Annotated in this window: 17 protein-coding genes; 11 read left to right on the top strand and 6 right to left on the bottom strand. The window is 39.5% G+C overall.

Features of this window, described 5'->3' with window-relative positions:
• Positions 1 to 20 precede the first annotated feature (20 nt).
• Together UABAM_RS27885 and UABAM_RS27880 are read right to left on the bottom strand one after the other, a co-directional pair.
• Complete coding sequence (locus tag UABAM_RS27885) at positions 21 to 2,651, bottom strand: Hsp70 family protein (protein WP_151971275.1); 2,631 nt, start codon at positions 2,649 to 2,651, stop codon at positions 21 to 23.
• A gap of 85 nt (positions 2,652 to 2,736) precedes the next feature.
• The gene (locus UABAM_RS27880; protein ID WP_151971274.1) at positions 2,737 to 3,267 is read right to left on the bottom strand and encodes an HD domain-containing protein; all 531 of its coding nucleotides are present in this window, start codon (positions 3,265 to 3,267) and stop codon (positions 2,737 to 2,739) included.
• A 212-nt stretch (positions 3,268 to 3,479) separates the two neighbouring features.
• On the opposite strand from UABAM_RS27880, the gene UABAM_RS27875 reads away from it, so the two are divergent.
• From UABAM_RS27875 to UABAM_RS27860, 4 genes are read left to right on the top strand one after another with little or no spacing between them, the layout of a single operon-like run.
• Complete coding sequence (locus UABAM_RS27875) at positions 3,480 to 3,680, top strand: hypothetical protein (protein WP_151971273.1); 201 nt, start codon at positions 3,480 to 3,482, stop codon at positions 3,678 to 3,680.
• A gap of 34 nt (positions 3,681 to 3,714) precedes the next feature.
• Positions 3,715 to 4,359, top strand: coding sequence for an IS607 family transposase (locus UABAM_RS27870; protein WP_151971272.1), 645 nt, complete (start codon positions 3,715 to 3,717; stop codon positions 4,357 to 4,359).
• Positions 4,328 to 5,104: a hypothetical protein gene (locus UABAM_RS27865; RefSeq protein WP_151971271.1), complete on the top strand. Its 777-nt coding sequence runs from the start codon at positions 4,328 to 4,330 to the stop codon at positions 5,102 to 5,104. Before UABAM_RS27870 ends, UABAM_RS27865 begins: the two co-directional genes overlap by 32 nt.
• Positions 5,101 to 5,751: an IS200/IS605 family accessory protein TnpB-related protein gene (locus UABAM_RS27860; RefSeq protein WP_151971270.1), complete on the top strand. Its 651-nt coding sequence runs from the start codon at positions 5,101 to 5,103 to the stop codon at positions 5,749 to 5,751. The genes UABAM_RS27865 and UABAM_RS27860 overlap by 4 nt, the downstream gene beginning before the upstream one ends.
• A 346-nt stretch (positions 5,752 to 6,097) precedes the next feature.
• On the opposite strand, the gene UABAM_RS27855 is transcribed toward UABAM_RS27860, so the two are convergent.
• Positions 6,098 to 6,391 carry a hypothetical protein gene (locus UABAM_RS27855; protein ID WP_151971269.1) on the bottom strand — a complete coding sequence of 98 codons (294 nt, stop codon included), beginning with the start codon at positions 6,389 to 6,391 and terminating at the stop codon, positions 6,098 to 6,100.
• A gap of 135 nt (positions 6,392 to 6,526) precedes the next feature.
• Here UABAM_RS27855 and UABAM_RS27850 point away from each other — a divergent pair, with 135 nt between their 5' ends.
• Both UABAM_RS27850 and UABAM_RS27845 read left to right on the top strand, forming a co-directional pair.
• Positions 6,527 to 8,083: a GMC family oxidoreductase gene (locus UABAM_RS27850; protein ID WP_151971268.1), complete on the top strand. Its 1,557-nt coding sequence runs from the start codon at positions 6,527 to 6,529 to the stop codon at positions 8,081 to 8,083.
• Between the two features lie 194 nt (positions 8,084 to 8,277).
• The gene (locus tag UABAM_RS27845; protein ID WP_151971267.1) at positions 8,278 to 9,246 is read left to right on the top strand and encodes a pentapeptide repeat-containing protein; all 969 of its coding nucleotides are present in this window, start codon (positions 8,278 to 8,280) and stop codon (positions 9,244 to 9,246) included.
• A 178-nt stretch (positions 9,247 to 9,424) separates the two neighbouring features.
• Here the strand turns inward: UABAM_RS27845 and UABAM_RS27840 are convergent, their stop codons facing one another.
• Together UABAM_RS27840 and UABAM_RS27835 are read right to left on the bottom strand one after the other, a co-directional pair.
• Complete coding sequence (locus tag UABAM_RS27840; RefSeq protein WP_151971266.1) at positions 9,425 to 10,450, bottom strand: hypothetical protein; 1,026 nt, start codon at positions 10,448 to 10,450, stop codon at positions 9,425 to 9,427.
• A gap of 26 nt (positions 10,451 to 10,476) precedes the next feature.
• The gene (locus UABAM_RS27835) at positions 10,477 to 11,445 is read right to left on the bottom strand and encodes an aldo/keto reductase family protein (RefSeq protein WP_151971265.1); all 969 of its coding nucleotides are present in this window, start codon (positions 11,443 to 11,445) and stop codon (positions 10,477 to 10,479) included.
• Positions 11,446 to 11,743: 298 nt separating this feature from the next.
• On the opposite strand from UABAM_RS27835, the gene UABAM_RS27830 reads away from it, so the two are divergent.
• The gene (locus tag UABAM_RS27830; protein WP_173013618.1) at positions 11,744 to 14,002 is read left to right on the top strand and encodes a tetratricopeptide repeat protein; all 2,259 of its coding nucleotides are present in this window, start codon (positions 11,744 to 11,746) and stop codon (positions 14,000 to 14,002) included.
• A gap of 155 nt (positions 14,003 to 14,157) precedes the next feature.
• A complete protein-coding gene (locus tag UABAM_RS27825; protein WP_151971263.1) occupies positions 14,158 to 15,711 on the top strand; it encodes a serine/threonine protein kinase in 1,554 nt (517 codons plus the stop codon).
• Positions 15,712 to 15,769: 58 nt separating this feature from the next.
• Here UABAM_RS27825 and UABAM_RS27820 read toward each other — a convergent pair whose 3' ends face one another.
• Entirely contained in the window at positions 15,770 to 16,732 is a 963-nt protein-coding gene (locus UABAM_RS27820; RefSeq protein WP_151971262.1) for a hypothetical protein, read from the bottom strand.
• A gap of 196 nt (positions 16,733 to 16,928) precedes the next feature.
• On the opposite strand from UABAM_RS27820, the gene UABAM_RS27815 reads away from it, so the two are divergent.
• The 3 genes from UABAM_RS27815 (at position 16,929) to UABAM_RS27805 (ending at position 22,171) form a co-directional block, all read left to right on the top strand.
• The gene (locus tag UABAM_RS27815) at positions 16,929 to 17,240 is read left to right on the top strand and encodes an antibiotic biosynthesis monooxygenase family protein (RefSeq protein ID WP_151971261.1); all 312 of its coding nucleotides are present in this window, start codon (positions 16,929 to 16,931) and stop codon (positions 17,238 to 17,240) included.
• Between the two features lie 103 nt (positions 17,241 to 17,343).
• Entirely contained in the window at positions 17,344 to 18,045 is a 702-nt protein-coding gene (locus UABAM_RS27810; protein ID WP_151971260.1) for a sigma-70 RNA polymerase sigma factor region 4 domain-containing protein, read from the top strand.
• A 64-nt stretch (positions 18,046 to 18,109) separates the two neighbouring features.
• Positions 18,110 to 22,171 carry a protein kinase domain-containing protein gene (locus UABAM_RS27805; protein WP_151971259.1) on the top strand — a complete coding sequence of 1,354 codons (4,062 nt, stop codon included), beginning with the start codon at positions 18,110 to 18,112 and terminating at the stop codon, positions 22,169 to 22,171.
• Positions 22,172 to 22,304: the final 133 nt, after the last annotated feature.

Raw genomic sequence — 22,304 nt, 5'->3', positions numbered from 1 at the left:
GAGTACACTTATGCTTTTTACTAAAAGCATGTATGTACAAGATGTTTCGCAGAAAGTAAATCTTTGTTGCGTTGGCGATTTTCTATGTCGCGTAGCGACTTTTCTCGTGAGCTAACATTGCGTTTTTTTTGCCGCCATATTTTTCGTACTTCCTTACTTAGCCATTGTTCCCATTCCACAAAATAAACGGGATGTGCCATAACGTTCAGCTCGCGTAGTAAATCCACACGCCGCCAATAGCGAGGATTAGCAAATCGTTGTGCACAAAACAAAACATGCATGAGTCTTTGCAGTTTTTTGCGTGTCTCGTCAATTGCTTTTTCTATATCAGAGAAAGGTTGCGAAATATAGTCGCTGTGTATTTCATGTAGGATGATGCGTTCATAAGGTAGTAAGACATCAACATACGATTCTCCGCATTCCTCACTGAGTAGTTGCAAGATGTTGCAATACGATTTGACAAACTCCATGTACATTGTTTCAATATCGCGCCGTGTATACTTCATATAAAAGAGCATCAATAGACAATCTTTGCAACGATTTAGAAACTCTAGTGGATTGGGAACGTAACTTTTGATGACGTCTTTGAACTGACTTTTTGCCAATTGTATGCTCTGTTGATATGTGAGTAATGACAAATCGCGTTTCATTTGATCTAACAAATAGCGTGTTTCCACAACGATTTCCAAAGGAAAAGTGGGGGAATAGTCGTCATCAATGTGTGCACCTTTAAAACGGAAAACACGAGCGAGTTGACCGCGTACTTTTGTAAAATTTTCCATGACCATCTGACGTTGTTGGGTAACGTTTTGTGCTGACAGACGTCTTTCTACAGAGGTATACAGTTTCCAAGTATAGTACACACCACTGATATAACTAGTAACTGTCTCTACAAAGATATCTATTGCATGGGCGATGGCAATAAAGTACAAACCAAATAAATGCTGACACATTTTCAACATGTGTCGCGATTGTGCGACAATACGTTCTATTGGCCCTGGAACGCCTGCTTCATCGCTTAAGTACTTTTCAAATGTGGGGATATTTTCTAGTGGTTGTGTGGTATCTTTATCGCGAATATCGCCTTCGTGGTCTGTGGGCAATTCGCTTTTATTGTCGACTATGTATTTTTGAATATGTTTTCCATTCACAACGGCAATGATTGTGTGACCATTGACGTCAATCTCTACACTAATTTCCACCGGCTTTCTACGACAATTCGTGAGGTGGATGGTTTTAAGAACGCGATTGTTGCCAACATCGCGCTCTCCACAGGTGACGTGGATTATGATCTTATTACGCCGTGGACACACGTTATACACTTTACGTACTGGAATGGCAGTATTTCGCGGTAGAATGGTATGCAACGAGTTCCCTATTTCTACATTTAGAGATAGTGGTGTGACGTCGAGAAGTAGTACACCTTGAAGTGGTTTTTTCGGAGAAACATACATATTTTGTGTGTCAATAGTACGTGGTTGTATGCATTGTTTGTTTATATAAGGCGGAGAAAATGGTGGTGTTGGTTGGAGCATGGCTTCATGAGAAAATCCACACAATACGCCTCCTTGAATAGCACAACCCATCGCAATGACTTCATCGGGTTTTGTTGGCAATAAAACGCGTTTATGCGCAATCTCACGGATAGAATCGGTGATACAAGAAGTATACATGCCACCGCCTGCGAGAATAATTTGTGATACGCGTGGTAAAAATGGAAGAATTTTTTCCTGGATTTCGCGACAGTAACCGCGAATTAAATCGGCGAAAACTTGGCGCGAAATGACTACGTCAATGGCAATGATTTTGTCAACGCAAACGAAATGATCACATTGAATTCGCGCTTTGTTTTTGTAACTCAATGTCTTTTTTGCGGCCTCGGCCAACAATTGTAATTTGTTCATGCACTGTGGATCGTTGAGGGTAGATACATTGTGCTTTTGGTCAATTTGCTGCGCGAGCCATTGGGCAATTGCGACATCAAACTGCCTACTACCCAAAGAAAAGCGCACACTATCGCAAATCTCACAAATGCCATCCTCGATATCAATGACATTCATATCGAGATTTTTTGCGCCCAAATCGACCACTAAAACGCGACGATCTTCGATGCCGTGTGCCAGTACAATCGCGGTAGGTTCATTGATAACGCGCGCGACATTGAACTCCGAAAACATATCGCGTACCGCACGACGTTTATTGTCATTAAAATGAGCGGGCACGGCAATGACAATGCTTTTACCATTGAGTTGTTCTTTTACTTGTGTTAGCCACTTAGAATTGTGATGGATATCTGTTTTATAAGCAACTTGCGAATGTTTTTGGGCATGTACAACGACACAAGAAGAATTTCCCAAACTAACGCCACTAAATGCTGTGCGTTGTTGGGCATCACAAGAAAAATCCGGCCATTTTGGCAGACGAATAGGCCAATTATTGGCCGTACTTCTCCGTGCGGTTTGTAAAGCGTTTTGCGCAATCCAATTGCGTAACTCTACATCATTTGCGAAATTCTGTTGCGTAGCAAGTTGGGTAAGTCGCGAGACTTCTTGCCGGAGCGAAGAACGCAAGCCACCATACAGACGTCTTAAAAGACGACGTTGCAGGAGTAGTGTATTTTTTGTTGTGGGGAGGTATTGTATTTTTTGCATAAAGTTTTGTTTTGCAAAACTTATGCCGTATTTTAAAAATATGGGGAATATTATTTTGATGCAATAGATGATGACGTTTAACGCGTCATTTACGATTTAGACCTCTGTCTTGTTCCCAAATAGACTTGACGATATCTGGAACAACTTGTTTTGTGGCTCTTTGTTGTGCCCAATCAAGTATTTCTTTCGATTTGGCGGCGGTGGTACAAAGTTTCGCAGGATTAATGCGAATTCCTACTCTGCCAAGATCTAAACGATCTGCATCCCAACATGTTTGGAGGGTGACATCACCTTCGATTAAACCATTTGTATGCAGTTCACAGGCAGTGTACAGCAAATCAAATTGATGATCCGACAATTCAAAAAGTTTATTGCGCATAGCCAAAGCAAACTCTGCACCGCGTTTACCGTGCTGTGGATCTTGGTATTCACTGACTCGTTTGCTATCGTGAAACAAAGCAAACAGTGTAACGACATCCTTATCGGCATGTGTCGATTCTGCGAGACGTAAACCATTTTCCAGCACGCGCGCCCAGTGAGAAATTCCATGCGCACCACGCCAAGGTAGACTGTAACTTTGTAGAATTTCTTCAAGTAACTTTTGTATGTCTATCATTTTTTTCTCCGTTCGTTGTATTTTAGGTATCGCATACATTTAATTTGTCTGTGAATTTTTGTTGTCAAAAAACGTTCGGAATTCTCTTTTCTTAGTCATCTTACATCCTAAATAATTACTCGGGTTAAATAAACGAAAAAATCTAAAAAATCGAAAGACATTTCAAATTTTGTATGCTAAGATGAAAAAGATGTCTTATAAGGGATAAGTTTATGCGAAAAATCATTTTTACAGTAATTTTTTCTGTGATATCTAATATATCGGCCACCACTATTTTTGAAACTGCTACGATGGGACCTACTAATGCGACTATCGGCACGGGAGTAAGTGCCGATCAATTTCTAGGGGCATTCAACTGTAAAAGAAAAATCTCAAATTTAAAAAGAAAAAGTTTGCTTTTGATATACGGTTAATATACGATTAATTGATTGTAAATCAATAATAGTCATGTTGTCGGAGGAGAAAAAGACAACATGGATTTCAATTGGTGAAGTAGCCAAACTATTCGGAGTTTCAACACAAACGATCAGAAATTGGAGCGAGCAAGGTGTATTTTCCTACAAAAGGACACATGGCAATCACCGAAGATACTCAAAGCAAGAAGTTGAACGAAAGTTAGGGATAGAAAAGCAACAAGACCAAGTAACAGTTTGTTATTCTAGAGTAAGTGCTAACGACCAAAAACAAGACTTGGAAAGACAGCAACTAGAGGTAAGAAATTTTTGTGAAGAACAACAGTACTCAAATATAGTCGAAATCAAAGAAGTAGGATCAGGGCTGAATTACAAAAAACGTGGTTTTTTAAAACTACTGCGTTGGATGTTATCAGGAAATGTAAAGCGAGTTGTTGTTAGCTATCACGATAGACTAATAAAATTTGGTAGGGAAATAATAGACGAAATATGCAAGGTTAGAGGAATATCTTTTGTTGTTGTTAATGACAAAAAACAACTGTGTTTTGAAGAGCGGTTGTCACAAGACATTATTTCAATACTAACCGTTTTCTGTTCGAAAATTTACGGCCGAAGGTCACATGAACGTCGCAAGAAAAGAAAAATAGATGCAGGTAACCATTCAGACAAAACTAGATAAAAAACATGTACAGTATTTCGAAAAGTGTGCAGAGCACACAGCGAAGCGTCGTGGCGAATTGCTATGTGCTTTGTTGCGAGGTGAAAAACTGAATGAGTTAAAAAAGATATTTATATCAGAAAAAGGTATGATGGCAAGACAATTCAATTCACTACACAGCGAAGTGAAGGGAATCATCAAAGCTGCCAAAGAGTTGCAAAAAATCAACGTTGAAGATGTACAAAGAAGAAGTAAATCTCTCAAACGCGTCATAAAAAAACTATCTAAAGCGTTGGCTAAGAGTAAAAAAGATAGTTCTTCTGAAAAAAAAGACGAGAACAAAAAACTACACTTTGTATTGCACCATAAAAAGCGAAAGTTACGGAACGTAGAAAACAGAATAGCTAAACTAAAAAAACGAGGAATCTGCCTTGGAGGTCGAAAGCTGTTCAAGAAACAATTTCACCTCGAAGAAAATGGCTATGAAAACCACCAGCAATGGCTGGAAGAGTTTAGAACAAAACGAGTAAATAGGATATTTTTTATTGGTTCGAAAGATGAAAGCTTTGGTAATCAAAATTGTCAGTTGCTGGGAGACAAATTAAAGGTCAGAGTAGCTCCATCCTTGGAACGAGAATGGGGAAAATATGTCAACATACCTGTAAAGTTTAGTTATAAACAAGAAACCATCACCGCTGCGCTAAAAAACCAACAGGCAATCAACTATCGCTTTGTAAAAAAGAAAACGACTGGTATCTGTTTGTGACAACAAAGGAAAAACCAGCGCCGATAACCACGAAAAAAGAGTTTGGGACTATTGGCGTAGACTTGAACCACTCCCATGTCGCATTTGCCGAAACTAACAGACATGGTAATCTTGCAAATTATGGAAAAATCCACACTCCAATTCAAGACCGCTCTAGTGAGCAGGTCAAAGCGATGCTTGCTGAGGCATGTAAAGAAATTATCACGCTAGCAAAGAAACAACAAAAGCCGGTGGTTATTGAAAAGTTAGATTTCTCAAAAAAGAAAAAGGACTTATCAGCTCAAAAAGTACCTTACAGACGAATGATATCCTACTTTGCATACAAAAAATTTGCCTCCTTGATGAAAAGTCAGGGAGCAAGAAATGGTGTAGAAATAATAGAAGTAAACCCAGCGTACAGTAGCATCATTGGTAAATACAAATTTGCTTACTTTTTGGGAATCAGTTTACATATTGCGGCAAGCTTTGTATTAGCACGCCGTGCGTTGAATTATTCAGAACGCTTACCAGCCAGAACCGCCCGATGTCTGCCAGTGGATAGGCATTGTCACGTCTGGAAGTACTGGGCTGCGTTTACCAAAATAGCTGCCTCTAACAGGGGATCGCAAGTTGAGCTTTTCTTTTGTTCTCGGCACATTCCGTTTTGATGTGAGTGTGGCCTCTATCTTGCCTTCTGGAGTGAAATTCTCCAGCAGTAATCAGTCTCAGTACTGTTCGGAGACTGTCCTCTTCTTTTCTTTTTTTAGATTTTTGAGGTCTTCTAGGAACGGTAAGATTTTCCCTTAGTGAAACAGTTGCGGTTAACGAAATCGGTGGACACTTTTTTGGTCGCGGTACGATTTTTGGTGCCATAGTTGAACTTAGTAGCCCTTTGGATTTTCCCGATACTTTTGACATGTCTGGCTCTGATGTAATCGCATCTACTATACTAAGTACTCAACCCTCACCTAGCGAAATAACAGCACCTTTGTCCGCTCTCTTATCCCCTGGAAATTACGCCTTAGTATTCGGTTCTGGCTTTCTTGGCGCTGTGGGGGCAAGTGATGCTGCTCCTCGAAATAACACTTTGTTGGGCACACCATCGTTTTTTTTCAAAACTAACAATCTCAATGGCCCGGTATACCAAAAAATTACTCCGCGAGGATACCGTTTTTTTATCAATGGCGAGGTGGTCGCGGCTGTTCCTGAAGCAAATACTTTGGTATTTTTGGTGATGTTCGCCATGATAGTTTGTATATTTTTCAAAAAATAAGCCAGACCAAACTCTTCCCATAAGGCATATCTCATTTTCTTTGCCCATCTCACGGCGATAGTGCTCTCCTATTTTACCATTGCTGATAAGTCTAGATTTCTTTATCATAACAAACAGAATTTATATTGCGAATGTCCACAGGACTATGTTCAGTTTGTAATGGAGTATTTATGTACGACTACATTGTTGTTGGAGCGGGATCTGCTGGCTGCGTTCTTGCAAACCGACTTAGTGAAAACAAAAATAATCGAGTTTTATTACTTGAGGCCGGTGTCCGCGATAAAGATAAATCGATTCATATGCCAGCGGCTTTTGCACATCTTTTTAAAAGTGACCTTGATTGGACGTATTACACCACACCACAGGAACACGCGCATGATCGTCGTTTTTTTTGGCCACGAGGAAAAACTTTAGGGGGGTGTAGCTCGATCAATGCGATGATTTATATTCGAGGAAATCGCAGTGATTACGACGAGTGGGAACACTTGGGCAATAAAGGTTGGGGATATGAGGACGTTTTGCCTTTCTTTAAAAAGATGGGTCACCAAGAGCGCGGTGAAAACGACTATCACGGTGTGGGTGGCCCGCTCAATGTGATGGATCGCGTCTATACAAATCCCCTTGCACAAGCTTTTGTCGCAGCAGGAAAAGAGTGTGGTTTACCGTTTAACGAAGATTTTAATGGGCAAAATCAGGAAGGTGTTGGTTACTATCAAGTAACGCAGAAAAATGGACAACGCCATAGTACCGCAGCCGCTTATCTAAAACCGGTGATGAAGCGTGAAAATTTAACTGTAATTACCGAAGCGATGGCTTCGCGTTTGTTACACGAAAAAAATTGTGTAACAGGTGTGGAGTATTTGTCAAAAGGACAAAAGCATCAGGTCGAAGCGAAAAAAGAAATTTTTGTGTGTGGAGGTGCTATTAATTCACCGCAATTATTGATGTTGTCAGGTATTGGTTGTAAGGAAAAGTTGACAGAACTAGGCATACCTGTTGTGGTAGATCTTCCGGGAGTAGGGGAAAATTTACAGGACCATTTGATTGTGCCGGTAGCATATGAGAGTACGAAGCCCATTTCTCTGGATAAAGCAGAGACTTTAGGGAATTTACTTAAATATATGTTGTTCAAAAAAGGTCCTCTCACATCAAATGTGGCAGAAGCAGGTGGTTTTGTTCATGTTCAAAATACCGAAAAACCAGACCTACAGTTTCACTTTGCACCTGGTTTTTTTGTCAATCATGGTTTGACGAAGGCATCTGGGTGTGCTTTTACCATTGGACCAACGCTTGTTTGTCCGAAAAGTATAGGTTCTGTACGTTTACAAACAAACGATGCCTCAGAGTTTCCTGCGATTGATCCGCAATACTTTTGTGAACAACACGATATGGATGTTTTGATCGCCGGAGTGAAATGGGCGCGTAAGTTAGCCCAAGCAAAAGCATTTGAGGCCTTTCGTGGTAAAGAAATATATCCTGGTAGCGAGGTGCAAAGCGATGAGGAAATCGCGGAATATATTCGCTCCATAGCGCAAACTCTGTATCACCCTGTGGGAACTTGTAAAATGGGGAATGACGACCTCGCCGTTGTCGATGCCGAACTTAAGGTTCGTGGTATCAAGAATCTACGTGTTGTGGACGCCTCTATCATGCCAAAAATTGTAAACGGCAATACCAATGCTCCTGTGATTATGATTGCCGAAAAGATTGCCGCTGCGATTCAATAAAGGCAAAATTGTTACGTGCATGGAAAAGGTCTTTTGTAAACAAAAATCAAAATTTCTTTGCGCCAAGTCAAATGCATCGTTACAATGCACCAACCAAGTGAGGTATTATCCTCTATTGTTCTATATACATTAATTTAATACCAGAGTTAAGATACTTTAGAATATTTTGTGAACTCATACCAGTAGGTAGATGAATGAACTATGAACTAAAGGAAGTACTAAACCAGAATAAAAAAAATCTGGTGGAGGTCGATCTATCTGGGAAAAATTTATTTCAAGTTGACTTAATCGGAGCAAACCTTGCCGGGGCAAATTTATCGGGGGCAAACTTGTCTGGCGCATATCTTGCCTGTGCAAATCTCTGTGGAGCCAACTTGTGGGGAGCAAATCTATCTGGCGCACATCTATTTCAAGTGGATTTAACTTGGTCAGATTTAACTTGGGCAAATTTATCGGGCGCAAACCTCTCGGGCGCAAATCTTTCCGGGGCGTATTTGGGGAACGCAAACCTATCTAGAGCAGATTTGTCTAGAGCCTCATTACACGGAGCAAGTCTATTTCGCGCAGATCTATCCGAGACAGATTTAACGCAGTCTCTAATTAGTATTGGGCAATTAGCGGATTGTAATGTTAAACAATGTAAGGTCGTCGATGTAAAAAGAAAGGTAGAGTTTGTTATGATCTTTCATAAGAATTATCGCAAATTCATACCCAAATTTTTTCGACTGTATCTTTTTTGGAAATGCTTGACGAAGTTTATGGTGTTTACCAATATTAAGGTAATTTCTGAATCTTCGGAGAGTGCCAAAATTGTATTTGAAGCCGAAGGCAATGAAAATGAATTGGCGCTTCTGGCATACAGCGGTGCCATTAAAAATCTCAAGGTGATTAAGACAATCGGCGAAGGCGGATGTTTTTCACCGAGAGAAACACAGCAATTGGCAGAGGATTTATTTAACATTGGCGAACCAAATAAGATCGAATCTTACGCAACAGAAATCTCCGAGTCATGTGCTGGTGAGCTGAAAGGCTTATTAGGTTACAAAAGACTTGTCGAAGCTATGATTTCAAAAAATGAAATACTGGCTTTCCTTGCTATTTTAAAAGACAAAGGGCATGTCTTTGTCGAAGATTGGCTTATGCAAAAGAGCCTTCTTCATTAAGATCGTTTTACAAAATATGGTGTAGAAAAGCGATATGTTTTACGAAAACATAATAAAATCTGCACCGTATTGTTACATTTTTCCCTCATTTCACAAACCTTCCACGTATTCAAAACCCGTTTATCCCCAGCCTGAAAAGGATAGGGACTTTGGGGCTTTTGTTAAAAAGATAGGTACGTTATCTTTGGTATATGTACTTGTTGAGTTGATGCAGAAATATTCTATCCTTGATGCGTACCGTGGCATTGAAAGTCTCTGTCTCTTTTTCGAAGCGAAAGTTTATTTGATATTTTTGCCACTTGCGACGAATAAAACTGCGAATTTTCTTTTGATATTTCTTGAACTCTTGTGGCGAAAAGTTTTGTTTTGCGCATTCCAGCAAAGCGATCTTATACAGCGTGTCTTGCGGATTTTTCTTGTCTTTTGAACAATGGACAGTCATCATCTTTTTTCCATAGAATTTATGGAGGTCTAGCTGTCTTAATTTGTCGATAATTTTTGGTGTGATTTCCCTCGTCGATTCCAAAATCGATTTTTCTCTAGCGGTTCTGTGTGTTAAGCCTCCATAAACAGGAGTAGGGCTTTGCGAGGCATAGTTTTCATAGTGGTAGGAGGAACCGTAAACGATAAGCTCTACGGAAATGTCTGTTTTCCAAGCCTTCACTCCAAGATCGGAGTCAAATTTTCCGGTTGTTTTAAAAAGTAACTTTATGATGATACTTGCTGTTTTTTGTGTCAAAACTACTTGAAGATTCTGTTTATTGAGAGTGCGTTTTATAAAGTTGATTCCTTTATCAACGTCTTTCTCCGACTCGGAGGTTAGCGAAACGAAGAAAAGCATTTTTTGTAGCTTTCTTAAAGGGTATAGGTAATCCTCTAGGTGCTCTTTTATTGTAGAACGAAAAGTAGCGTTGATGATGATACTTCTTCTTTTGTATGGTGTGACTATTTTGGGAGAAAATGGTTTGCCTACGATATAGTCCTGCCAATGACTTTGGACAAAAGAATTCACTTCAACTTGATATTGGGTGTAGTTGGAAGCAAGCTCTTGCTTAAGATATTTTTTCATGGCAGTTTTCCACGCCTTGGCGATTGCGCCGGTCTTGGTGTTGCCTCTACCTCTACTTTCCACAGAAATGATATCTTCGTTTTGTGTAAAGACTACTGTGGAGAGAAGTAGAAATACAATGATATATCTTTTCATAAAAGTCCTTTCTAGAAAAAATTTCGTTAAACAATAGAACTTGGGTCAGGACATGTTCTTTGCGGGTCTCCACTACCAAGCGCGTCAATTTGCGCGATTTCTTCGTCACTCAATGAAAAATCAAACAATGCTAAATTTTGCTTCATTCGCTTTGGGTTTGAAGATTTGGGCAATACACAGCGTCCTGACTGGACGTGCCATCTTAGAATCACTTGCCCAACACTTACACGATGGTTTTCCGCTATTTTTACAAGGACAGGGTCCTTCAGCATGGAAAATGCGCCACTCGCAAAAGGAGCGTATGCTGCAAGAACTATGTGGTGCTCTTGGCAAAATTCTTGTAAAGAGCGGTCTTGGCAGTAAGGATGGTATTCCACTTGATTCACCATAGGTTTTATCTCGGAAACATCCTCCATGAGTGATGTAAGGTGCTCTTTGGTAAAATTCGAAACACCAATCGCGCGTGTTGCGCCTTTTTTATAAAGCTCAATAAACGTTTTCCAAATACGCGCTCGGGCTTCTCGGGCAAATGAAGCGTCTGTACCTGCAAATGTTCCTGGCCAGTGGATTAATAGTAAGTCCACATATCCGAAAGCAAGGTCGTCGAGAGTACGTGCAAAATCATCTTTGAGGCGCTCCTCTATACTATCGACTTTATCGGCATCCCAGGTTCGCAGGTGAGATAAGTTAATATGTGGAGGAGCGGCAGGGTGGGCAAGTTTTGTGGTAATAAATAACTCCTCGCGTTGAAGTGCACCACTTGCAAGTCTTTGTCCTAAGATACTTCCTACAATTCTTTCGGTACCGTATACATGAGCACCGTCTAGGGCTGTGTAACCGGCATCAAGGGCTGCATTTACCGCATACCACGCCTGTTCGGGTAAGAAACCTTGGAAATCACTTTTTCCCACCCAGTCTCCAAATGCACAGCCAAAGGCAACAGAAGGTATTTTTACTCCATTTTGTAGGTTTAAACATTGCAGTTCATCACTCATTGAAATACTCCTAGAATGAACAGTTAATATGAATTAGGTAAATATTATAACAGTATTATTTTATGATATAATAATTTACAAGATTCGCAATGACAATAACAATATGGGGCTATGATTTAAGATGAATAGCCTGTTTTAGCGATATAAATATAATTTCTGTTTTCCCCTGTAAAGTCTATATATCTCAAGAGAGAAAAAGTTGCTGAAGTTTTTTGCAATGTACTGAAAAATGCTCTATGATAACTCGGGTAAACTACTTTTGTTTACCTGAGTTACTTATTTGTCAGGAAGAATGCGCATGCAACTTTTAAACAATAGATATGCCATTGTCAAAATGGATCATCACTATGAGTTCGGTAAAATTTACTTATGTCAAGACACAAAATCGGATGAACTCGTTACTATCCAAGAGTGTATGGGTGACTACGATACAAAAATTAGTGAGCAGATAGAGTATGATTATTATCTGATTATGGGAATGGAAAGACCTATAAAACCACGAAATTTTTTTGTGGTACAAAATCGTTATTTTTTTGTTATGCAACATATAGAAAGTGAGAGGCAACGAATTGCTGCGACACAGAAAATCTATGAAATGTTGCATAAGGTCATCGATAAAGAATCTATTGCCAGGAAAAGTACTCTCCCAAAAACTCTAGCTCACACACAAACACCGCAAAAAAAATACATTCCTTCTCGCGAGCGATGGCGTGAGTTGAAGGAAAAAAGAGCAAAAAAAACGGAAAAAAATATCACCATGCGCATCATTTTAATATTTGCGGTAATTTTTGTGGGTACCCATCTTTGGAAGTATATAAAAACACAACGTGTAATAAATCACTGCAACAATGCAAAATCCTATATGCAAAAACATCAGTATGGTTTAGCACTTAAAGAATTGGCAAGTGCTATTGAGTACAATGAACGACAAGCCGCTGTGTATTACCAACGCGGTCTTGTATATCAAGCAATGCTTGGTAAAGAAAAGTTGGCTGTACAAAGCTTTTCACAGGCCATAGTACTTGACCGCAAAAATCCTCAAGCGTATTACCAAAGAGCACTGTTGTATGTATCACAAAAAAATAGCAGATTGGCCCTCCACGATTTAACGAAAACGATTCAGTTTGATCGCCAAAACTCCCAAGCATACTACCGCAGGGGTCTAGTGTATAGTCAACTTAAGGGAAAAGAGATGAATGCACTCAATGACTTCAGTAATGCGATACGGCTTGCGCCTAACAAGGCAATTTTTTATTATCAAAGAGCGATATTGTATAGCAAGATACAGGCAAAGGAAAAAAATGCATTACGCGATTTTACGACAGCCATAAAACTGGGGATCAACAACTTCTATATCTACAGCGAAAGAGCAAAGATTTACGAAAAAAAGCGACTCCATGAGGAAGCACTTAAAGACTTATCCACTGCACTACATATGGACGCGCAAGCAGATGGTTATTATCGACGAGGCAAAATATACGCGAAGCAGAAGAAATACACGGCGGCGATTGCCGATTTTAGCAATGCCGTTCATGTCGATCGTAAATTTTCGAAAGGGTATATGGAGAGAGGTGATGTATATTACCGGCAAAAAAAATACGACTTGGCGATCGAAGATTGGGTTACTGCTGTTAAAACTGAGGGGCAATATATACGTTTGTCCTCCTTGGTAAGCAATGATTTCAAAATAGAATACATCACAAAACTTCTCGAAATACAAGCGTATTCTAAAGCATATCTAGAGCGAGGGAACATATATTGTTGGCAGAGAAAATATGAGTTAGCTATCGATGATTGGATTAAAGCAGCGGAGATAGATGGAAAATACAGTTTCTACATATTTTTGGTAGGGGATGACCTCGCCATCAAATACCTGACAAAATTTATTGAGTTACAACCGCGTTCTGCACGTGCATATTTAGACAGAGCCAAGAGATACCATAAACAAAACAGAGTCCTTGCGGCGATTGAAGACTGGAGTCGTGTTTTAGAGATCGATAAATATACATGCTATATACCCGAAGTGGAAAAGTGTGATGCGGTATACTATGAAGCAATGCTTGAGTATTTAACAAAAGTACTCAAAAAACGTCCCTATATGGAAAAAGCATACAGCGCAAGAGGTTACATCTATCGCAAACAACAAAAATACGACCTCGCACTTCGTGATTTTATCAACGTGCCGATTATGCAACGTGAAAACGCCAAAAACATTAGAGAGACTCTCAAATACGTACAAAAAATGCGCCAATTTCGCGAGAATGTGTTCCATAGCATTAAAAAGAAAAAGGATCCTATGCAAAAACGTTTGAGTTTAGAGGAAGAGACTTACAACAAAGCGATGTACCTGGAAAATAACGACGATTTCAAGCTCAAGTTTCTCAGCAAATTTATAGAATTCTACCCTAAATTTGTGCAGTTGTATGTTGATCGTGGCAAAATATACAAAGGACAAAAAAAATATGCTTTGGCAATTAAAGATTGGGAAAAAGCCATTGAGTTAGGGGGAGCGGTAAGGGAATTGCGGCGATGGATTGATGGTATTACAAACAAATAGCTTGTCTAGAGATGAATATAATTAGATCGCAACGCAAATCATTTTATTTCGTAGGTTTAAATATTACATTCGGATACATAACACTTGATATTATCTAGAAATGTGCGATATTATCCTCTATAACTATTCTCGCCTGTCAACCTTAGGAGCTCAAGATGATAGAAACTGTAGAGTGTGAATACAAGTGCAACAAAGACGTCAAGTTTCAAACAACAACACCTGTCAATAATTCGATTCTAGATAAAGATTTATTACAAAAAAGACTTAAGGCCGTTTCGTTTGTCATGTTTTTTGGTGTGGCTATTTTTTACATACGTGGTCTTTATGCTCAGGACCAGCCGATGGGGCAACAGTTGGTTACTCTGTGTCTCCTGGCGGTGAGTACGGGAGTGTTGATGATACGTCCATTTTCTCTGCGCTTTTTGCGGATGATGGAGGTATTTGTGTTTGGTTCGATGGTACTATTGCTTATTGCAAAATATTTTTCGGTGATTATTGCGATGGGCAATAAAGGGGATTTTGCTGCGGTAACATTGAATCAAGTGTATTTGTGTTCGGGCTTAGTGAATATTATTGTGGTGTATGGACTATTTTTACCCAACAATTGGCGACGTACATTAGTGTTTGTCGCTGTCACGGCCAGTGGATATTTTGTTACCGCAATATGGGTAAATTTTTCGCACAATTCTCTCGATTTGGTCAACCTATGGACGGTGACCTATTTTCTCTTTGGTGCCATAATTTCCTGTTCCGGTTCTTATGTGATTTATTCGTTGCGTAAGGAAGTTTTGGACGCGAAAAATGTTGGTCGTTATAAGCTAATCGATAAACTAGCTAGTGGTGGAATGGGAGAAGTTTGGCACGCCGAACACCAAATGCTCGCGCGTCCTGCAGCGGTAAAATTAGTGCGTCCAGATGTAAATGAAACCTCAGAAGATGCCGTGGTGCGCTTTGAACGGGAGGCCGAAGCGATCGCCAAACTCGATTCGCCACATACTGTACAAATATACGACTTTGGCATAACAAATTCGGGTGACTTTTACTACGCAATGGAGCTTCTCAAGGGGCTTGATTTGGACGACTTTGTCGATAAATATGGACACTTTCCCATCGCACGTGGTGTCTATGTACTCCAACAAATTTGTAAGTCGTTAATGGAAGCGCATAACAAAGGCTTAGTACACCGTGACATAAAACCAGGAAACATATTTTTGTCACGTAGAGGTTGCGAATACGACTTTGTGAAAGTTTTGGATTTCGGTATGGTGAAGCGAGATTGGGATTCGCAAAAAATTACTCAGGAAAACGTCATTAACGGTACACCGACATTTATCGCTCCGGAGATGATCCATCGCGAGAAAGGTGACATCGACGCACGCACCGATATTTATTTACTTGGATGTGTTGCATATTGGATTTTTACCGGCCGCTTTGTCTTTTTTAAAGACAATATACTGGCAACAGTTTTGGCACATGCCTCAAGTGAACCAAAGAGAATTTGCGAATTTATAGAGGATTTTCCCGAGGAGCTAGACGATCTTGTTATGCGCTGTTTGGAGAAAGAACCCGAGAATAGACCCGCGTCGGTCAAGGATGTTTATGTTGGTTTAGAAAAATTGGGTTATGCCAGGGAGTGGAACCAAGTACTCGCAGAAGAATGGTGGCGGGCGAATATTCTGGGAGCGGAAAGTACAACGTATTGGCAGTGAAAATTGTGGGCGAGTCGTTTTCTATATGGTACTCTTAGGTATGTTTGAGAGTACCATTTTACTGCGAGCAAAGCTGTAGTTCTTCATAGATAACAAAATCTTTGTCACTAGCCAAGACTTTCACTTTCTTATCAATAGGCGCATAGCCAACTTTCTCAATCGCCATTTCGTAAACACCAGGTTTTATTAATGTCGTTTTGTCTAACATAAAACCGTCAAATTTAATCATATCAATGACCACAAATCTACCATTTTCATCTACCACATTTACTACAACATTTCTTTTTTGCGCAATCAAACGTTGATGGATCACATAAGGCGTTTCACGTGGCATAACCAATAAGTTTTTTTTCACTGTTTGGTACCCTGGCTGGGTAATGGTATACGTGTAGTTTTCTGGAGAAACTTTTTGGGTATTGTTGGTGTAGGTGGAGCATACGTCTCTTTGTAAGCGCAGTACGTATTTACTATTGCTTTCGGGAGGAACATCATAGGTAATGTTCCATACGAGTATCACATCTTTGGGATCTAACATGTATGAGATGGTATAAGGCTGTTCTGCGGGTGGAATTTCGATTATTTTGTCAACGGGAATATAACCGCGACGTTGTATTTGCAGACGGTATTTGCCCGGCTTGAAACATTGTCCTAATACAGGTTTACCATTTAGGGTTAATTTTTCAGGACGGATACGCATTTGCGGAAAAGAGGCATGGATATTGGCGATCACTTGTCTGGGAGAGGACCTCAGTTTGCGTTTATAAATAAATGGCTTATCGGAAAAGCGCACGACTATGTTTTCGCTAATACTTTTATACCCTGGTTTTTTCGCATCAATGCGGTGTTTTCCTATGCGTATTTTTTCACCGTTACGTAGCGGATATTTATTGAGAAAAACTTGGTCTACGGTGATTGGTTTTGTGGTGTCGTAGTCGCTAGTGAAACAAACCTTTATCTTGCGAAATTGTCCATCAGCATGAAGATGACAACACCATAAAAATATATAAAAATACCACTTCATTTCTGGCTCCCAGTGTAAACCTATACTTTTATTACGAAATACTATTGATACAGACAATGAAGATGGGTAATTATTCATAATAGGTGAAAAATATATTTGTGATACCTATTCTTATGTGTTTTGTTAGAATTAAATTCACAGAGTATTTTTAGTTGTCGCATTTTAAAACTATTCGCAAAATTGAAAGGAACTAAAAATGTATGTTGGAATGAACCGTTTTCAAGTTCGAGAAGAGTTTGCCGCTGATTTTGAAAAATTGTGGGGAGAAAGAGATTCTCATTTGAAGGAAACCCCGGGGTTTTTGCAATTTCATCTGTTGCGCGGTGACGTCACCGATGGAGTACGTTTGTATTCTTCGTATACCACTTGGCAATCAAAGGCAGATTTCGAAAATTGGACGAAATCCGAACAATTTGTCAAGGCGCACAAAAAAGCAAAAATGCCGCGCGAAGCTTATGTGACTCATCCGAAATTTGAAGGTTTTGAGGCACTTTTTTCTATCAATTAATTCTTAAGAAGAATCACGACCAGTGAAGTTTTTGCAAAATTGCCTTTGGTGGTTTTGCAAAAATTTCACAAGGTATAGATAAATGTATTTAAGGAATTCCGTTATGTCTTTAGAAAAAAAGCACCAAAACCTAAAATACGTTTCTACACATTCTGAATATGTCAAATGGCTTGGGGCTCCTGATCACGAACAATACCAAGAATGTTGGCGAAAATTCTATCACCGTTACCACACACCTATTATTAACTACATTTTGAAAAAAGCCGGGTGGCGCAAGGATCATATATATAAGGCGGAGGAAATAGCTTCTGTTGTTTACGAAAAAGGTTTTCGCTGGAGTTTTAAAAAACAGGACGGAGTAAGTTTTCGCGCTATCTTGAAGCGTCTAGTAAAAGATGCACTCAGTGATTACATGAAAAAGCAAAAGGATGTTCCTCTTTGTGAACATTTGAGCGAAGATCCTAAGGCATCGCAAGATTCGGATTGGGATAGTTTGTCGTTTGAAATTTTGCAAACTATTTCTCTTCGTGTTCTGGAAGGATACAAAGGAAGACAGCGCGATGTTGTGAAATGGATTTGGGAACATGGAAAATGGCCTAAGCCCGGAGAACTGGCTGCGATATTGTCGATCAACAGTGATCATGAAGAGAATAACAAAAATGCAGCAAAGCAGTGGCGTAAGCGCAATAAAAATTTATGGCAAGATTTTCAAGAGAAATTAAAGCATCAGATTTGTCAACTTGCCATGGGAGAAGATTGCCAAGAGCAAGAAATGAGCTACTTTGAAAATTTAAAAAATTTTTAGTGTACCCTTTTTCCAAAATCGCAGGGATAGGTTTGCAAAACAATAATTTTTTAGGAGAAATATTATGATGATTGAATCTATTCCTGAAACAAATCCTCTACGTGTAAATGTTCGCACCTCTAGTGAAGAACGCTCACTGAAACCTGGTGATATGTTGTCTCATTTTGAAATTATTTCCAAAATAGGCGCGGGAGGAATGGGCGTTATATATCTTGCCCGAGATATGCAAACCGATCGCAAGGTTGCCTTGAAATTGATTCTGAACGATCAACAAGCCTCCGTTAGTCAAAAACAAAGGTTTTTACAAGAAATAAAAGCCTTGGCTAGGTTACAACACCCCAACATTGTGCAGTTCATTTCTTTTGACGATACACCTGTTGAGTACTATGCAATGGAGTATATCGAAGGTGAAACAATCGACTCGCTCATAGGTAAGAACGATTGGTCGCAAATCGCAAAGATATTTGAACAAATATTTATGGCGGTTGCCGAAATTCACAAGCGTGAAATTGTCCATCGCGATTTAAAACCGAGTAATGTCATGATCGATCGCTATCACCAACCTAAAATTATGGATTTTGGTTTGGCGAAAATGACAACAAACAGTGCTTATGTAACACGCTCGGGCAATATTGTTGGTTCTCTTGCCTACATGTCTCCTGAACAAGCAGCAGGTATTGAGGTGACTGGGCGTAGCGATGTGTATTCTTTAGGTGCCACATTATATCACATTCTTACTGGTCGTCCTCCTTTTCAAGGGGAAAACATTTTTGCTCAGGTAAACAACACAGAGCCTGTGGAACCGAGAACCCTCAATTCGGAAATTCCCGTCGAACTCGAAGCAATCTGTTTAAAATGCATGGAAAAGTCTCCGCGTTATCGTTATGCAAGTGCGGAAGACGCTGCTACAGACTTGGGGAACTTTAACAAAAATCTCCCTATTAAGGCGAAACCTAGTTCTACAATGATTCGTGTGCGTAAATTTTTTATGCGCAATAAATTGGCGTGTTCTGTGGTGTCTGGTCTTGTTTTGTTTATCTTGTGTTTGATTTCGTGGCATATTTATTCTTTATACCACGAACAAGAAATCGCAATTGCCGCCAAAAACCAAGAAGAAGAGGCGAAGCAAAAAGCGCAACATCAAGCAACAGAAGCCAAACTACTCTTAGCCAAAATTTCTTTAGCCCAAGGGAAAAGGTTTGCGAAGAAAGGACTATGGAGAGATTGTGGTGCACTTTCTGCGAATAGTTTGACTTTTTTACAAGGGCTCACAGGCAAAAAAATTGAAAAGGCGCGACAAGAAGGTACGAAGTGGCTACAGCGTTCTTCGCATAACTACAGGCGTTTATGGACGGCTGGTGATATACATCGCGGTCTTAGTAAAGTGATCTATAGTCCTGATGGAAAAACTCTTTATGGTATTGACCATGATCGACACCTTGTTTCTGTATATAATTCTGAAACCGGTGAGCATATAGAAGATACTATGCCACATACTACGCATATAAACTCCATTGCTTTTAGCCGAGATGGTAAATGGTTTGTCGCGGCAGATGCTCTCGGCAATATAAGCGTACGTAATAATGAGGAGGGTAGTATAAAAAAATGGAAAGCCCACAAACAGCAAATTCACACGCTTTCATTTCACCCACAATCTAAAATACTCAGCAGTATTTCTTCCTCTGGTAATGTAAAGCTATGGAATGTAGAACAACAAAAATTGGTGAAGTCGTGGGGGGGCCACAGTGAAAAAACGTTTTGTGTTGCTTTTCACCCGCAAGGAAAGTTGTTAGCTACCGTATCAAAAACCGAGATTAAGATTTGGGATTGGCGTAATCAAAAATTGATTGTGGGTGATTCATCGCTAGAGTTTTATCGTGGGGCGTGTGTGATATTTAGCCCTGACGGAAAACTAATGGCGGCCATCGCAGATGGTTCTTTGCATGTGTGGGATATTTCGCAACAAAAATTGAATCTATGTTTCAAAGATCGCTTTAGGTATCGGCGCCACGGTAAAACTCATACGTACCAATCGCGTCGTCTTGGTTGTTTTTCCGAGGATAGCAAAATGATTATCTCGGCACACCAAATGCAACCGCATGCATTTGACGCTTACACGGGTAAAAAACTCTACACCTTCGAGGATACCTGTAAATCCATCAAATCTGTGGCTCTTGCCCCCAATGGTAAAGAAGTTGTCTTTTCTACTTATTATGTAAATAAGTGGCGTTTGAAAGAAAATGGACCAAAGACAGATATCTTACCTCATAAATCTATAATTGAGCGCTTTATTTTTTCTGCTGATGAAAAGGTATTGGCCAGTATTGGCTTTTTGGGAAGAGCCATACTTTGGGATGTAAAAACAGGAAAAAAACTAGTTTGCTTCGAGAAGTGCAATAGTGAATTTCCTGCATACTTTTTGGATAACGATACATTTGTTTTTATGCCAAAAGAAAAGAATCTTGAAAAAGAAAAATGCGTTATTCGACATTGGAGTATTTCGAAAAAAGAATTCGTCAAAGAAGAGTGGCTCGATTTCAATGGGTATTTTCCCCGAGATATAGTCGTTGACGGCAATAAAATAGCTTTTTCCTTTGTTATTTACGAGAAAAGGAATCAACGGGTAGGATTTTGTGTTTATGATCGCCATACAAAAACGTATGAAGAATATCCGGTGTTAGATCGCAGTAGTTATTTGGCCATGAAGAAAAACAGAGTTGCCGTTGGGTATTTTAGAAAAGACGATATACAAGTGTGGGACACAAAAGCCAAAAAAATTACTCATACGTTTAAACACTCGACAGGAGTGAAACATATACTTTTTGATAATAGCGCACAGCGGTTAATTTCGGCGAATGCGAATGGGGAAATAAAAGTGTGGGGTATTCCGGAAAGTAAGCTTCTTTATACCATTGATAAAAAATTCCAAGATATTCACTCATTATCTCTACTTGACGGTAATCTGGTGGTTTCCGCAGGTGAAGTTTTCGTTTGGAATCTTGTTAAAAATAGGGAGGTTTATACCATCGATCGTTACCATTACGAACGCGCTACTTTGGGAGGACGCTACCTTGCCACACAAAAGGATCGTCGCTTGATAGAGCTGTGGGATACTTCTCTTGACAAAAGAAAACATTACCAAGAGAAAGTTCACAATTTTTTTGTCATGCCCGACGATGATGCACTAGTGATTCCACCGGTAAAATATGGTACCCATCTTTATGATTTAAAAAAACAAGCGTTTGTTCGTAAAGTAACAGATCGATCCATACACTACGGAGCAATTCCTACATCGTCCAAGTTTTACATGTTTGATGGTGGAGATATTGTTTCTTATGAAATAGGTACAAGTAAAAAGACCGATATTGCCAAGCACATACGTGCAACCACTTTTAGTTTTTCTCAATATGGGAATTTTTTCGCTTATATTGGGAGCGACAGTAATCGTATTGTGGTGTGGGATCTTGAAAAACAACAATTCAAGGATATTGAATACACAGACAATTTAAAAGATGTGGTGTTAAGCGCTTCAGGTAATATGGTTGCGGCAAAAACTATGACCAATAAAATTGTTGTATGGGATATGTCAACACAAGAGAAATTATTTGTGATTCACGATCAATTTTGGAAGCACAATGGTCAAGCTAACTTTAGCAACGATGGTTCTATACTTGCGTATAAAAGTATGGACAATAAAATTCATGTTTGGAACACCATCATACAAAAACGTTTGTGTGTCATTGATCGCGATGTGTCTTATACCGTAATTCACCCCAGTAATCAATTTCTTGTTTTGCCGAACGATGGGCGAATAGAAGTTTGGAATATACAAACAGCAAAGATGGTTTATGAAATGCTGAATAGCGAAAAGCGTACCACAAGACTTACGTTTAATAAAAACGGAGATAAGTTATTTTTCACATATGAGGGAAAATTGGCGATGATGGGGTTCTCTTCTCATGTACTTGGAGAAATGGCGAATATGAGCATACGTAGAGACATCTCCGAGGAAGAGATTCAGAAATGGTTGCGTAACAATCCACAAGAACTTTCGAAAAAGCTATTCAACTACGAAGTAAGCGACACATTAGAACTTCAGACGTATACATCTAAAAAAATTTGGTAGTTCCTTAAAACTTCGTAACGTCTAGATCGACACACTTGTGAGCAAGACCTAATTGCTATACGAACAGTTAGGTCTTTGCCATATTTATCCAAAACTATGAGACTCATCGTGTGCTCCGTTTATTATGAAGCAA

Source organism: Candidatus Uabimicrobium amorphum, from assembly GCF_009002475.1.
Lineage (GTDB): Bacteria > Planctomycetota > Uabimicrobiia > Uabimicrobiales > Uabimicrobiaceae > Uabimicrobium > Uabimicrobium amorphum.
This window is presented reverse-complemented; position numbering and strand designations above follow the sequence as displayed.